This is a genomic window from Pedobacter sp. GR22-10 (genome assembly GCF_026239715.1).
In the GTDB taxonomy this organism is placed as follows: domain Bacteria; phylum Bacteroidota; class Bacteroidia; order Sphingobacteriales; family Sphingobacteriaceae; genus Pedobacter.
In genome coordinates this window covers 602753-617936 of the sequence record NZ_JAPIVR010000001.1, presented here as the reverse complement: position 1 = coordinate 617936, position 15184 = coordinate 602753, and the positions used below count along the sequence as shown (strand labels likewise).

General features: G+C 34.0%; 11 protein-coding genes. 6 read left to right on the top strand and 5 right to left on the bottom strand.

Annotation, left to right across the window (positions count from 1 at the left end):
• The first annotated feature begins 301 nt into the window (after window positions 1-301).
• Complete coding sequence (locus OQX64_RS02510; protein WP_265817451.1) at window positions 302-550, top strand: hypothetical protein; 249 nt, start codon at window positions 302-304, stop codon at window positions 548-550.
• Between the two features lie 192 nt (window positions 551-742).
• Here the strand turns inward: OQX64_RS02510 and OQX64_RS02505 are convergent, their stop codons facing one another.
• The 5 genes from OQX64_RS02505 to OQX64_RS02485 all read right to left on the bottom strand — a co-directional run bounded on the left by OQX64_RS02505 (window position 743) and on the right by OQX64_RS02485 (window position 8381).
• On the bottom strand, window positions 743-1297 hold the full coding sequence (locus OQX64_RS02505; protein ID WP_265817450.1) for a hypothetical protein: 555 nt from the start codon (window positions 1295-1297) through the stop codon (window positions 743-745).
• A gap of 218 nt (window positions 1298-1515) precedes the next feature.
• Window positions 1516-4359, bottom strand: a complete 2844-nt coding sequence (locus tag OQX64_RS02500; RefSeq protein WP_265817448.1) for an outer membrane beta-barrel protein — start codon at window positions 4357-4359, stop codon at window positions 1516-1518.
• Between the two features lie 249 nt (window positions 4360-4608).
• Window positions 4609-5253 (bottom strand): DUF4468 domain-containing protein, encoded by a 645-nt coding sequence (locus tag OQX64_RS02495; RefSeq protein ID WP_265817447.1) that lies wholly within the window; start codon window positions 5251-5253, stop codon window positions 4609-4611.
• 1063 nt (window positions 5254-6316) lie between these two features.
• Window positions 6317-8149 carry an AAA family ATPase gene (locus OQX64_RS02490; RefSeq protein WP_265817445.1) on the bottom strand — a complete coding sequence of 611 codons (1833 nt, stop codon included), beginning with the start codon at window positions 8147-8149 and terminating at the stop codon, window positions 6317-6319.
• Window positions 8139-8381: a hypothetical protein gene (locus OQX64_RS02485; protein WP_265817443.1), complete on the bottom strand. Its 243-nt coding sequence runs from the start codon at window positions 8379-8381 to the stop codon at window positions 8139-8141. The genes OQX64_RS02490 and OQX64_RS02485 overlap by 11 nt, the downstream gene beginning before the upstream one ends.
• A gap of 403 nt (window positions 8382-8784) precedes the next feature.
• Here OQX64_RS02485 and OQX64_RS02480 point away from each other — a divergent pair, with 403 nt between their 5' ends.
• From OQX64_RS02480 to OQX64_RS02460, 5 genes are all read left to right on the top strand, one after another.
• Window positions 8785-10074: a DUF262 domain-containing protein gene (locus OQX64_RS02480; protein WP_265817442.1), complete on the top strand. Its 1290-nt coding sequence runs from the start codon at window positions 8785-8787 to the stop codon at window positions 10072-10074.
• Window positions 10074-11087, top strand: a complete 1014-nt coding sequence (locus OQX64_RS02475; protein ID WP_265817440.1) for an AAA family ATPase — start codon at window positions 10074-10076, stop codon at window positions 11085-11087. Before OQX64_RS02480 ends, OQX64_RS02475 begins: the two co-directional genes overlap by 1 nt.
• 1 nt (window position 11088) lies before the next feature.
• Window positions 11089-11952, top strand: coding sequence for a hypothetical protein (locus OQX64_RS02470; RefSeq protein WP_265817438.1), 864 nt, complete (start codon window positions 11089-11091; stop codon window positions 11950-11952).
• A gap of 478 nt (window positions 11953-12430) precedes the next feature.
• On the top strand, window positions 12431-13618 hold the full coding sequence (locus OQX64_RS02465; protein WP_265817437.1) for a helix-turn-helix domain-containing protein: 1188 nt from the start codon (window positions 12431-12433) through the stop codon (window positions 13616-13618).
• A gap of 63 nt (window positions 13619-13681) precedes the next feature.
• Complete coding sequence (locus tag OQX64_RS02460; RefSeq protein WP_265817435.1) at window positions 13682-15184, top strand: S41 family peptidase; 1503 nt, start codon at window positions 13682-13684, stop codon at window positions 15182-15184.

Sequence of the window (15184 nt, the reverse complement as noted above, 5' to 3'; positions counted from 1 at the left end):
TCTACAAAAACTAGGGAACAAAGGAATCAGCCAAGGCTCCATTAGGTCACAATCTAAAATTCGCGAATATCGTTACGAATGCCTAAATCTATAATAGTTACTTTAGTCATACTGATGCCAAAACGTAAAAACTTAAAGGGAATACCTCATAACAAAGAGCTTTTTTGGAACCGAACGTTATTACAACGGAAGCTAATATGGGCGACTAGTTATTAAACGCTACGAAGCACCTTCACTTAGCAGAAGCTTCGTTGGATGTCATGAAAGCCACATTCAGTCCGGAAAATTAAATATACGGCCGTTGATACAGAATGTAGAAGAATTAAAGGAAATTATAAATAAGGAATTAACAGCAAATGGATTTCACAAAGATTTCATAAAAGAAGCTGTTATTGACTTTCAGTTTCCAGATCTTAAAATTAATAATACCAGATTTTATTGCTTCCCATATTTAATCGATACCGATGGCAATAGGTATGAAAGTGGTCGAATTATGGAGGAAGGACTTGAAGCCGAGTTTGATCCATTTGAGGAATCAAATATTTATTGAACGAAAAGCTAGATAGGTATTTTAGTTTAACAAAACTAACCTCCTTAAAACAAAAAAGTCGGAAAAAAAATCTTCCGACCATGACTGTATCAAATACCGCCCTTGTTTATTAATAATATTTCGCCACTGATAATTATACCAATAGATAATAGGTTTATTTATTTGGTATAAAATTTAAAATAATTATTTATGCTATCCATGATAAAGTATTTTACCTTGATGAGGACTTCTACGCCCTCCTTGAGTATCTGTAGATGCAACTTCTGGATGTGCTACTCCATTAGAGTCATATGTATATCTACAAAGGTTACCATCATCTTGGAGTACCCACTTAAAAGTGAGATATGGTGCAGACATTCTAACGTTTGCTTGCCAATATGTATAACCTCCAGCCAAATATAACTCACCATCATAACGAAAATCGGCTCGCAAAATTCCACTCATGCCCTGAGTGTTGGATGCCCAAAGCGCTGAATTTGAATAATTGTTATAGAGAACTAAATTATGATCTGTCTGCATTACTAACTTATATCCTCCGTTGTTAGAGACACAGATTGTAGCTCCTAAATAATAAGGACCGATTGCTTCATTTGTAGGTATTCTGTTTAGGATTGAAAAATTTTCATTTTTTTTAGTTGTGGCATTACAATCTTTGTGGTTTATAACGGTATTCACTGGTTTATTTTTAACATTAAAACCCATAGAGATAAAAGGTAAGAGAATTGCAAAATAGAGTGATTTTTTCATAAAAGTGGTTTAATTCTTGTTTTAAGTGAATTGCAATTTACATATAATTAACGAATCATTTTAATAATACTTTAACAATCTGGAATTAATAGTGAAAAGATTCTTCTTATGATCTTTATGCTAAACTAAAACTGGAGAGTGACCCCAAAAAATTTTCAATTAAATCTTTGGCAACTTCTTGTAAAAAAGGTTTCGTTTGATGATTTTTTGCAGGCAACTTAATTGCTTCTTAATTTAAATGATTTACCTCCGAAATCTGAAAGATTATAACTCAATGCGAAGGTGATAATCCTCATTACCTGATTGTTTCTACTTTCAATAATTGAATTTCCCAATACTCTTTGTGAGATATTATTTCCTTCATTCAGTAAATCATTCACGTTTACGGAGCAAGACAAAACTTTATTTTTCAAAAAGGATTTTCCAAATCCAAGGTTAACTATCAATGGATTTATATTAGCCAGGTTATAACCTTTGTTAATTCTTTTATTAGCGCTGTAATTAAAATTCCAGGATTTAAACAGGTTCCCATTTCCTGATGTACCAAAGTTAAGTGATTGTGTTTTGGTATTCACATTAAAGGGATTATTATCGTCAATATTATTGTTATGGCTTGCGCTGAAATTCCCATTAAACGAAAACCGGAAGTTCTTTAAACGCAAAGATGCAGAGAGATTGCTATTAAAACTTTTGGTACTAAAGAAAGATTGACCTGTATTAAGCAACAGATTATAAGGAGTTTGTTCTGGTACAGAAAATTGGCCAAAGTTTTCATTGTTATTATTGTTAGCACTCACACTATAAGTTATTCCCATATTTGCTGTAAACTTCTTTAAATTTATTGAGCTGCTAATGTTCTGTGAAAAGTTGGTTCCGGTATTAGCCGTTTTATTATTATTTATAATCGCAATTTTTCTCGATGTACCAACAGATCCACTTAAGCTAATCGCGTACTTTCTTTCCTTAAACGGAATATTTAGGTTGTAATTTCCATTAACGCCATAATTTCCATTTACGTTTTCAAAACGTGTTTCTTGTTTGTATGCACCTAATGTATCTGGAATTAAAATGATGTTGTTAATAATTTCGTTTGAAATTGTATTAATTCCAAGGCCACTTTGAAAGGAGATATTCGACTTCTTATCAAAGTAATTAAAGTTGGATGAAAATGAATGATTGAATGACGATTCGAGATTGGGATTGCCGATAATAATATTTTGCAAATTTTGCGTGTTTTTCACAGGCTGCATTTGAAATATTGAAGGATTGCTATTCCTTCCATTATAGCTAAAAGAAACAGATTTTGAAGAACTAATATTTCTATTGTAGTTTATATTGGGTGAAATATTAAAAAAAGTATTTTTATAGGTCGCATTTAATTCAGGGTAGTTATTTCTAACAACATTAGGGCTGATATTAATTCCCATATTCAATCGTGTTTTCTTCCCGCTTTGTTGGTAATTGAGGTTAAGGGACTGATTAAATGTATTGTTCTTTGTAAATATACTTAATGAATCAACCCTGGTGGATGATTGTGTAGCTGGATTAAACACAAAGGTCTGTAAATCATTTTGACTAACATTAGCAGAGCCATTATAATTGAATGATAGGCTTTTTAAGGAAACGGTATCATTTGCCAACAAAAAGCTATAACTGATGCCTAAATTAATGCGTTTGTTGTTCCCTGTATTATACACATTCCGGTTTAATAAAGAGTCTTTTTCCAAACCTCCATCAGGCCTATAATATAACGTATTGGTTATTAGATCTTGTCTTGATCGATTTGAGGAATTAGAAAAAGCAAAGTTACCAGATAGGGTATTCTTCCTGAATTTTTTAGAAATTTCTAAACTTGCATTTAAGTTTGGAGAACTGCTGCTATTAACAGAATTGTTTTTAAAGTCTTGTCTGATAAAGCCCGATTGATTGTTCAATGAGTTTGAAATAGTTTCATTATTGTTGTTGATGAAGCTCCCAGACCCAAAGATATAAATATCCTTATTGGTCCGATTTAAAGTAAGGCCTAGTCTATGACCGCCATTTGAAGCAAAATTCGTGTTTTGGAGCTGACTATTTAATTTGCCCAAATTGTTCACAGTTTCTACTATTTGCGTGGAGCTAGAATTATTATCATTCTTTGTGTAACCATAGCTAGCACCAAATCGCATCGTTTTGTTAATCTTATTGTTAATATTTACGGCTGCGTTTCTACTTTGCGAAAGTCCTGCGCCATTATCTGCTATATTATAGCCTGTATTTACACTAATCTGTTTTGAAGATTTCCAGAAATTTCCATTTAAATTACCTCCAATTTGTTTATTTGTTCCGCCATTTAAATATGCATTTCCGAATTGTCCGTTATCCATTTCTGGCTTGGTTACAATGTTTAGCATTTTTTGAGCATCACCGGTTTTTATTCCGGTAAAGTTTGCCTGATCTCCAAAATCTTCTATTACCTGTATCTTGGCTACAATGCCTGCTGGAAGTTGTGAAATGAAATCTTTAACATTATTGGTAAAGAAATCTTCACCATTTACCCTCAGCTTTGTCATTGATTTTCCCATTGCGCTTACATTATCATTTTCATCAACCTCGATGCCAGGTAGTTGCTTCAATAAATCGGTAACACGGTCATCATCTTGAACATTAAATGCATTAGCATCATATTCAACCGTATCTTGCTTGTATTTTATGGCTATCGGTTTTGCCTTTATAACAACATCATCAAGGTTAATTGCTCCGCCTTTAAGCTGCAGTTTTCCTAAATCTATCTGCTGTGCATCTTTAGGGATTTTGTATTGCATAATTAATGTTCGGTAGCCTATCCCTCCAATATTTATGGTAAACTCCTTGCCGGTTACTTTCGCAAATGAGAATTGACCATTCGCAGTTGTAAACGTGCTTAAAGAATCATTTTCTGAATAAAATTTAACGGTCAAATTCCCTATAGATTTTTTTAGCGAGTCTATGGCCGTGCCTTTCACTTCGCAACTTTGCTGTGCTAAAACCTGCGTGCCATACAGGAGGCATAGTAGCATAATTAAAATCTGACAGTTCTTCAAGGAGGTGCGTTAAATTACTTTTAGATGGGGTGTTTAGATTTAGATGAAGAGTTCGGTAAGTTTAGACCGATTTATAGTGTAAAAGATCAACTTATACTAATTAAACGTTGAAGTTATCTCACAATATAATATATCAATCTCCTATCAAATGGCGATTTTGGATAGGCCAAAGAATTCTACACTATAAGTTTTTTCTTAAAAGACGAACAAAAACGACTCATCGGCAATTAGCCGTGAGCTGTCAAGAAACTAAAAATCATTATCAAGTTTTTTACTCATTTCCCTTTGAACCAAGTTAAAGGTTGCTAACATCTTATCATTTAAAGTCTTTAGGACCCTCATTCTTTGTCGCTTACCATTTTGTCGAGCGTTTGCCAAGGCAGAAACAGGCATGCTTTGCGATTGAAAGTCAGAATATGATCGGTATCGAGAGGTCTGACCATATGTGTATTTTGGTACTTCCATTTTGATTTTATATTTCCCATCCTTTACTATAATAGAAATCAGCGCATTAAAGTAATATTGATCTGTACTCGGATTTGATCCTAATGCACTTAAAGCAGTCATATCACTGATATCATAGAAGTTGTTTATGCTGCAAATACCAGCTTCTGCATCATAATTAGATGTACCCATTTTATTACTGGTAAAAGTTTTTTGAATGGCTATTTTAGCGCGAGAAAACATTTCAGCTTTAGAAATACCTGGTAACTCGACAATGGTCTCAACATACACTTCGTTATCTTTCAGAGGCAAGTAATCTCCTAGTGCAACAGTATCGGCAACTTTGCTGCCATTACGGAACGTGCTCCAAGTAATTGCATCTTGTGCATAGCCACTAAGTCCAAAAGATAGACTAATGATAGATAAGAGAGTTAATTTTCTAAATTTCATAATATATAATTTTAGTAGCGAAGTTATTAATATTATGAGCATTTTAAATCCCTGATACTTCGGAATTGCCTAATAACTTTGAAGCTCACCATTTAAGTGATAACATGCCGCAAAAATGAAGCTTAATTTGGGAGCTGCTCCTGATCAGATTCAAAAGAAACTGGGTGAAGAGTAAAGTCTGTGAACAAATAAAAATCTTAATAAATGATCTTAAATAAATTTTAATTACTCACACTATTGGTACTTTCTAGTCTAACGGGCTGGAGCCAAGTAACAGACTTGCTAAAGTCAAGAATTGAATTCTTTAATAGCTTATTATAATGCACAAGGAAGCATAATCTCCGATCTGCCAATATATAAAAACAAAGCGTTTTCCTTTAGTTTTTCAATTTTCATAAATCAACGAGGAAAAATTGACTCAATAACATTTACAAACAAATCTAAAACTTTAGATAGTTTAATATCTTTCGAAAACATTGAGAAGCGCATACGAACTCAGGAAGATTTGTTTTTAAGTCATAAAAATAGCATAATGGTTGGAATAGCATTAGTTAGAAATCATGAAGACAGGAAAATTGAAAATTTATATGACAACATAGTCAAAGGTTCAAACCCAGAATTAGTAGACTTCGATAACAGTTTTTAGAAAATGTTACCCTTTATACCCGATAACGACCCAAGAAAAATCTACCTATTACCAGCTTTTAGTTTAGTTCAAGTAAGAGGTAAACCATGGTTAAACATACACCATTAGGTAAAAACAAACTATCAACTACTCTAGCCAATTAGTTCATTTTTTTTGATTGATTATCGCTTTTATAGTATTTCATTCGAAATTGGTTTGGAAAAATGCCAAATAAGATTGGTTATCAATTATTTCTAAGTTTAGGTGGGTTAATCAATCAAAAAAATTTCTGCGTAAAACGCCTGAAGAGGCAAGTGAAATTAATTATTTGCTGTTATTTTTTCGGGATAAATGAACATGTGGTTAACTGCTTTCAGGGACTCTTTTGAATTCCTTTGCTTTTATTTTTCAGGATGATTTAGCTTTAAGTCGGGAAATTTAAAGGCTTTCAGTTACCTTAACCCGCCCCTTGATTTTAATGAAAGTGTAGAGTTCCCGGATGATCCGGTCGAGTGGAGGTGATTCCATCAGGTCAGCCCAGCTATAGGTTCCTTTTATGATCTGTTCATAAACATACTGAGAGAGTTTTGATTTATAATCACTTTTTAAAGTTCCGCCAGATTTAGCCTGGATGACAACTTTTTTTCCTTTCTTTTTAACGCCGTTGAAAATAATACCCATTTTGTCTGTGACGTTTGTGATTGGAAATATTGGATTGACACTGATGGGGTCACAACCCAGGTGGTTCAATAGGAAGTCTTTCAGGATTCTATCAGGAATAATGTTTTCAATTTCAGGGAGATCAGTCTGTTCATATCTGAAATTTGGCCTATTGATTTTGCTGTATTTTTCATGTCTTAAGGGATCAAAGTCATTGTCTGCCAATAGAAATACATTGGAGTTGATGAAATATGCCGCGATGTTATCATCCCCTTTCTTATCAAAATCGTAATGGACCAGGTTTTTGCCGCCATATTCCACAAAGCTGTAGTCGTATCCTTCGCTGGGAATGAAATCATCCTGTTCCAGTGTTTTGCAAAAAGCATTCAGGAAAGCCCGGAGGTAGAAACGGTCGGTCACCCCTTCGACCCAGACGCTACAGTTAGTAATGAGTACCGAGGTATTCATCACCCCAAGCAGTTCTAAAGTCTGGTATTCGTTCTGGCTGAAATGTGGGATATTGGAAGCTTTTTCATCCCTTTTTGAAAAAACGAATATTGCAGGGTCACTGCCGGATAAAAAGGATTCAGAAAGGATGTGGTTGGAATGGGTATTGATGAAATAACGCAGGTTTTTGTTTTTCAGGTATTCATTCTGGGTAATTGCCCGGATAAATATGTTCTGAAAACCCGGGTGGAGGTTATTTTCAGGTTCATCAATGCATATCCATTGCAGAGGGGATGCTGTGAAAATGGGGAAGAGCAGGTTAATGATTGCCTGTACGCCTTCACCCAGGTCATGCATGTAAACATTTTCGATTTCGCCCGGTATACTTATTTTTATCCCATCACTTTCATTCCCTTTTTTTCTGTAAGGAATGATGTGGATGTCTTCTGAACCAAAAAAAGTGGTGCCAATGAACTTTTCAAAAGCGTGAAAATTCCGGATGTCTTCGCGGTTACCGTTCCTTGCCAGATCGATTTTCTCATATAGTTTAAGGCCGGTTTCTATCTGCACCCTTATTTCATCACTTTTAAAGTAGTTTTCTCTGATGGTTTCCTGATATATATCAGTTCCGTTTGTTCCGCTAAGTTTTCTGGAGGTACGCAGCGCAGGGATATATAAAGTGTTTTTTGTGTATTTATGAATGATGAGGCTTTCGTAGTGATCTGACCAGGCTTTGATTTTCTCAATACAGCTAATTAATTCAGCGAGATTTATAATTTCATTACCAAGTTCATGATTTGGGAAGTTCCCGACAAGGTACTGGAAGAGGTCATCTTGTGGGTAAGAATTTTTGTGAACAATCTTGTTCCCATGATTGCTGAAATGTTTATAAAGATAAAGCATGGCCCTTGAAAGGATATTAAGGGTTTTTAATTTATAAACTCCAGTGTCAAAATTTGCCTCGTCGAGTGCCGTCTGATACGATTGTGTGATCGACTTGATAAGCTCGGCCAGATTTTCTGCAACTAATGTTTTTCCGTCTGCGCTACTGTTATGTAAGTAGTTTGATATTATTGCAGATTCTTCATTGCTGAGGGAAACAGGATCAAACTGGATGAGGCCAACTCCAAAATCTTTTGAAACTTCCGTCAGTTCATCTATCAATTCCCCCTGCTTTATGGATTTGCTGGTTAATGTCAGCAGCAGATTCAATTATTACCTTGTGTGAAATACGGATAACAGTGCGCATAAACCTGCTTTTACGGGTATTGTTAGCACCAACTATGATGTTGAGGTCTTTTATGCCACCTAAAAAAAGTGACTGGGTGTTCCCGCTGTAAAATTCCTCTACTTTTGGATTGGATTCTGAATGGTTTAAGAGTCTAAGGTTATGCATGCGTAATTGGAAAGTTATTGGGCATAATCTAATGATTATTGATGTAAAGAGAAAATAATTGTCAATCTTGATTTCCTGATACATAAACCAACTATTGTATGATTTCATGAATCTTTTTCCATCTCCTAAATATGTTGGTAAACGAAAAACCATAGTAAATAGGCCTCAATAGATATCAATAGCGGAGCCTCAATACTAAGTAATCCCTAGGACTTTATTATTTCGTCGAGTAGGGTCAGGTGGAATAGTTTATCCAGTAATACGGCTTTTGTCTCACAAAACGAACGCATAGTTTTATTTTTAACACTTAATTTGATAGTTTATGGACTGTTAAATTTTCTGTTATGTATATTTGTTGGTGGTTTCATCTTTTGAACATTTAAAAACCATTTCAATTTAACTTATGATTAACGGTCAAGATAATGAAAGTGAAGAAATCGATTTCGAAGGCGAGCAAACTTTAAGCATTGACGCATTAGAAGATACGGAGAGCAATGAAGAAGATGTTTATCCGTATAAAAACATAAATATTGCTCGGGATACTCTTTCTGCATTTCAACTTTTCAGAAAATACAAAAATGACATAATTAAGCTTGATCCTGAGTTTCAACGGGAGGGTGTATGGAACCAAAAACAAAGATCTGAGCTCATTGAATCTATTATTATAGGAATACCGTTGCCGATACTCTATATTAAAGAAAACAAGGATGGAAATTGGATTTTAATTGATGGTAGACAACGTCTTTCAACTATTTTCGATTTCATGGGCAATCGATTTTCCCTATCTAACTTAAGTATCTTAAAAGAATTCAATGGTAGAAAATTTAGTGAGGAAATAGAGCGGAGTGTTTCACCAGAAAGTAAGCACAAAGAGTTTTTAGACTCAAATATTAGAGGTAAAATCGAAGACGTTAATCTTGTCCTACATATAATTAAAGAACCTACCCCAGAAAGACTTACTTATGATTTATTTGACAGAGTTAACCGCGGAGGTACTCGACTAAATAATCAAGAAATGAGAAATGCTATTTACCAAGGAAGTTCGACAAAATTCTTAAAGGCTCTAAGCAAAATTGATACCTTTAAACTTGTAACTTCAAACATTCCCACAACTAGAATGAAAGATAGGTATTTAGTATTAAGGACAATTTCATTTTATCTTTGGAAGAAAAAAATGAGCAAGGAAAATGGGGCTTTCATAGAATACAGAAGTGATTTGGAAGACTTTTTGTCGAAATCTATGAGATTCTTAAATCAGTACTCTTTTGATATTAGCGCATTGGATAAAGATAATTATTCGATTGACGAAATTGAAGAAAAAATTCTTTCGATAGGTTCACCATATTCAAATTTGTTAAAGTCTTTCGATAAAGCTATGCAGAATGCCTACTACTTGTTCGGAGATGATTGTTTCAGACTCCCCAGGGATGGTAAAATCAGAAGACCAATTAACATGGCCTTATTTGAAGTGTTAGTTTACTTTTTTATAGAATTAGAAAATGAGTTTTATACAAAAGAAGAACAGATAAGACAGGCCTATAAAAATTTGATTGAAAACACGAAATTCAAATCTTCTAATTTAGAAGATGATAATTTTGTAAAAAGCTTAACCTATACTGTCGACAGCAATAAAGCTGTGCAAAGGAGATTTTCACTTGTCGAACAATCCATAAAATTGATAAAGGCGAACTGATGATAAACAAATTAATAGTAGACAATTTTAAATGCTTTGATAAAATAAAAATTGATTTAAAGAATCTAACATTGTTCTGTGGAACGAATTCGTCAGGAAAATCTTCAGCCATCCAATCACTACTTTTGATAGATAATTGCTTGACGACAGATTACTCATTAAATAGTCACTGGCTTAATCTAGGTCATTTTGAAGAGATTAGGAATTTCATTATCCGTAGAGAACGAGTTTATATCGAAATAGTACAGGAAGCAAGCATATGCAAAATTGAGGTAGCTGAAGATGAAATAATCAGTTCAGCCGAAGGGAACTACAAAGTTATTTACTATATATCTGCAAACAGGGTTGGCCCTAAAGATTTTTATCATAAGATAACCTCAAACAAAAATTTTATTGGGGAAAATGCAGAATTTTTGATTGATTATTTCTATAAAAACTCACGAAACATTGTGGTAAATGAAAGAATCGTCGATAATAGTAGCAGTACCCTAGACTTTCATGTAAACTATTGGCTTAATAAAATTCTAAATGTAACAATCGCACTTGACAATATTATTTCAGGCAATATCATAACTGCAAATTATTCATTCAAAGGTAATAAAAATGTTCGCCCCTACCACGTTGGAGCTGGAACCAGTTACATCATTGGTATACTTATCTTATGCTTAAATATTGAAAAAGGAGCCACCGTAATTCTTGAAAATCCAGAAATCCATCTCCACCCTAAAGCGCAATCTGAATTAGCCTCATTTCTAGCATTTATTGCAAAATCTGGAGTGCAGATTATTATTGAAACTCATTCGGATCATATTTTCAACGGAATTAGGAAGGCAGTTTACAGGAAGGAAATCTGTAATGATGATATCAGTATTCAATTTTTCGAAATGAATCAAAACAACCTATCCGATAACATAAACGTTAATTTAAATAGTATGGGGAAAATTTTGGATGTAAGAGACGACTTGTTCGATCAGTTTGACAATGATCTTGACGAATTATTAGGATTGGTATAATATGGAACTTTTACTAAATGAACTCTCATTTCAAAATCAATTTGAATCTTTTGAACATTTTCAAAACACTGCTTTAATTGAACTTTTGCATTTTTTCAATTTGCAAAAAAGCGGTGTCACCACACTATTGAAAAAATCTGATATATATTCAAAAAGAATTTATGATAAAAAATCTTTACATGAAATTTTAATATCAAAAGATAGAGAGGGAAAGTCTGATGAAATTAGAAAATTAAAATCTCAGCTTAGTGCTATAATTAATGATCCATTTTGGGATAGTAATAAGAAATGTGGAGGGCAATATAAATATGAATATTTAGGTAAAGATGTTAATGATAGCTGTTTGGCAGAGGGTTACGAACGAGATTGTCATATTATATCATTAAAACCATCTGATTTCCTAACAGACCAGCTTGAGGTATTTAAAGACAAGAAATTAAAAAACCTTCTTAACTATTATTCTTTTACATCTCTTATTGAAAAACAGTACAATGAGCAAATTATAAAATTTGAACAATATTGTAAGTTTTATTTCAAAGACACTAAACTTGATTTTTCTTTAGTAAATACTGAGAAGAGCTTTGAGTTTTTAGGAACAAAGGCCGATGAAGATGAATTTTTTAACAGTTTCAGGATGTTCCGCGACATGAGTTGGAGTGACATTCTTCAACAGGGTGGCAAGGGAGAAAATAAAGCTGGATTAGCTTATAAGAAATATGAGCATCAAGATTTATTCTCTAGTTATTATCCTAAAAGTCATATCTATAAGTTCAGAACAACACAAAAATATCGTGTATTTGGCTTTAGATCAGAGGATAAATTTTATGTACTTGAATTCGACTTAACTCATAGACTAAGTGATTAAAGGAGATTATCATTTTTGCAAGAAATTATCAATGGATGTTACGTTGCTAATGCGAAAGGACAGATAATTTTAGTAAAATGGAGCTTAACATATTATTCGACACTCAGGATTGGGATGAATTTTTGCTTTACTAAGTAACAAATACTATTTGGTTCCTGACCGAATATATCATCTATATACTTGCTTGAACAAATAACATAACAACGTGTCTCAAAAAACGAATATTTTTACTTGATAATTTTTTATCAACCACTCATTATCAAAAACCCGTAAGACCTATTTGATTAAGGAATGCGTTTCCGATAATTGGTAAAACAGAAACATATAAATTTGGCTGTTTTTAAACGAATTTTTATTATTTCAAACAGTAAAGTTGATCGAATTATCAACTAACCATCGAATAGTGAGAATAATTAAGAAAATGCATCTACAGTTTTTATAAACCAATTCACTATTTATCTTTATAGAATGAAAATTGATGATGGTATTTGAACTAAATAACTACAGCGCATTATTATTATTGCCATTTTCACAAGCTGTTTTGTTTGGTATACTGCTCATTTGTAAAACGGGAGATAGATTCAAGATATCAAATCTACTTTTGGGCATTATACTTTTGCTGATGAGCATCAGGATAGCTTTCTGGATGCTCGGTTTTGCAGGTTGGTACGATTCACATGACGCTTCTACTAGTTTCATGTTCTATTTTCCGTTTAATACAATCTGTTTAATAGGACCGTTGATTTACTTTTATTTTTTATCTGCCACCAATCAGGATTTTAAATTTGAAAAGAAACATGCCTATCATCTCTGGCTACCTATGATCTGGGCCACTATTATTCTTAGTAAATTAGCAATAGATTATATCCTTTATTTTCCATTTCCAAAAACGCCATATACCCAATTCGGGACCAGGGGGCCATTGGCTGAGATTGACAAAACTTTGCTTTTTACCCTGATAAGCTACTGCTCACTTATATATTATTTAATAATAACCTTTAAATCGTTCTATGCGTATAAGCGATATGCAGTTCAGAACCTTTCTTCACTTGAAAACCTGGATTTCATTTGGCTTAGAAATATACTTTTAGCACTTGGGACAGGGCTGGTTTTGATGTTTGTTTATCAAGTGACAAATTGGGTTACGCCTCTCTCTTACAAGACAGACTGGTATAGCTATATGTTTTTAGGGATACTGATCTACTATCTGGGAATCAAAGGCTACATGTTTCAAGGATCAAATAAACCTGCCTTGTATTTTTCTCAAAAAGCAAGCAAGAGCGACCATGATCAGTTAAATGAGCCAAAGGTTCTTCCAGATTTGGCAATACATATGAGGATGCTTACCGAGTTGTTGGATCAGCAAAAGCCGTACTTAATAGCAGATCTCACTTTAGGTCACCTAGCATCCCTGATGATGTTGAATTCCGGTCTTCTATCTAAGGTGATCAATTCGGGGTATGACCTTAACTTCAATGATTTTATAAACGGCTATCGAATTAAAGAAGTTATTTCCAGGATTGATAATCAGCAGCATAAAAAAGTCACACTTCTAGGGATTGCATTGGATAGTGGATTCAATTCAAAGGCGACATTCAACCGTGCGTTCAAAAAACAAACTGGGAAAACACCTTTGGAATATATTAAAAATCGAGAAAGCGCTTAGTGAGTTAGTCTCAAATTATGATTTGCAGCGACGAGTCAAACTATTTGGACAACTTTTGCTTTCATGATGAGAACATGCACACTTGCCCTTTGTTTATTGTGGACCACTTTATTATACAGCCAAGAAAAACAAAATTTCTTACCCGTAGCTCAAATGCATTCGGACTTAGCGATATTAAAGTCTGCACTCATATCACTCCATCCTGGGATTTACCGATACCTGACGAGATCAAAACTGAACCGTTATTTCTCAGAGATTGAAATACAAACTAACAAACCACTCAGCCTCAAAGATTTTTACATAAAACTTTCTCAACTGACTGCCAAACTGAAGTGTGGACATACTTATCTAAATCCATATAACCAACAAAAGACGCTCACAGCCCAACTACAGTCTGGTTTGGTAATTCCACTTCTTTTTAAGGTCGTCGATAAAAAAATAATTGTGACCCACAATTTATCAGAACATGCTCAAATAAAGGCAGGAGACGAGGTAGTCAGCATCAATGGCCTACCAACCACAGAAATTATTGATTCACTGTTGACTGCTAGCCGTTCAGATGGAAAGCATGGGTTAAACAAAAAACTTGATAACGTTGGGATTCCACCTTCTTTAGCTAATAAAGATAGGTATGCATTATTCGATATTTATTTCCCATTATTCTTTGCTGATAATCCATCCGCTGATTATTATGAAATTGGTGTGAAACCCTTTAAGAAGAACCAAGTAATTAGGTATGATTTCCGCATTATTAGTAAACAGATTAGGCAACAGCGGTATCAGGATCGTTATCAAGCAGAATCTATACAGCCAACAGGTACTTTTAGGTTGGTCTCACCTGAATGTGGCTACTTGAAAATTCGAGACTTTACCACTAAGGGATGGGAAAAAAAATATGACTACTATCTTGATAGCATTTTTAATAAATTGAAAACTATAAAAGCAACCCAATTAATTGTAGACATTAGAGACAATGAAGGTGGGGACGATCAGGTACGCAACAAGGTCATTAGCTATTTGATACCTCATCCCGCTTATCATGCAATAAGGCGTTACTATAGGTCCTTGGAAGTTCCGGATAGCTTAACACCATACCTGCAAACTTGGGATCAATCTTTCAAAATGCCCAAACTAGCTTCCGATTATGTGAGAACGAAAACAGGACTGTACTACAAAAAAAGCAATAATTCAATTGAATCTATTATACCGAATCAAAATTACTTTGCTGGTCAGGTATATCTTCTGACAAATGCAACGAACAGTTCAAGCTCTTTTTTTATGGCAGATATTTTACAGGAAAATAAATACGCGAAGTTAGTTGGTGAGGCTACCGGAGGAACCAAACAAGGAATCAATGGAGGGCAATTCTTTTTCTTGTATCTACCATCATCTGGAATCGAAGTAGATATTCCTTTGATCTATCAAGCCCCCATTGAAAGACGAAAAGATGAAGGCATAAAGCCTGATATACCAGTTAAGACCAAGGCAAGTGATATCGCAAAAGGAGTAGATGCACAATTAAATTATATCATAAGGCACCTTCTATTATCAAAAAAAATAGATTAA